The organism is Porphyromonas uenonis 60-3 (assembly GCF_000174775.1).
GTDB classification, from domain to species: Bacteria; Bacteroidota; Bacteroidia; order Bacteroidales; family Porphyromonadaceae; genus Porphyromonas; species Porphyromonas uenonis_A.
Genome location: NZ_ACLR01000008.1, coordinates 1 through 517, shown reverse-complemented (window position 1 = coordinate 517; position 517 = coordinate 1). Strand labels below are relative to the sequence as shown.

The following is a 517-nucleotide window of genomic DNA, read 5'->3' as shown; positions in this document are numbered from 1 at the left end:
CGATGAGGACGCGCTGTGTTATAGAGAGCAATCGTTTGCGAGAGGATCTCTCGAACTTCTTCTATGGGTTTGTCCTCAAAGTTGTAGAGCCAGTCGTTCTTGATGATCCCGTTAAGTCGCTCTGCCATAGCGTTGTGGAGAGGGTTGCCTGTCTGGGTGACGCTGGTTACGATGCCTAGGCTGGCCTCGTAGTCGGTCATCTGCTTGGAGACGTATTGACAGCCTCGGTCGCTATGGAAGATGAGTCCTTTGAGGTCAAAGCCATGCTTTTGGTAGAAGTCAACGGTCTGTTTTAGTGCGTTGTAGGGGCCCTCTGTGGAGAGCGTGGGCTGCAGGTCAAAGCCGGTGATGATGCGGCTATAAGCATCCATCGTCAGGGAGAGATATGCGAAGCCCCCTAAACACTTGACGTAGGTTATGTCTGAGACGGTGAGCCGGCAATGGTCGGTGGCGATGTACTTAGGGGTGGTGTTCAGGTGGTCTTGGAAGCCGTGATTGACTACTCCTTTGGTCGTCT

General features: G+C 53.0%; 1 protein-coding gene. It reads right to left on the bottom strand.

Features of this window, described 5'->3' with window-relative positions; all coding sequences use genetic code 11:
* A partial coding sequence (locus PORUE0001_RS00195) for a DDE-type integrase/transposase/recombinase (protein WP_007364417.1) occupies positions 1-517 on the bottom strand: 517 nt, incomplete at both ends.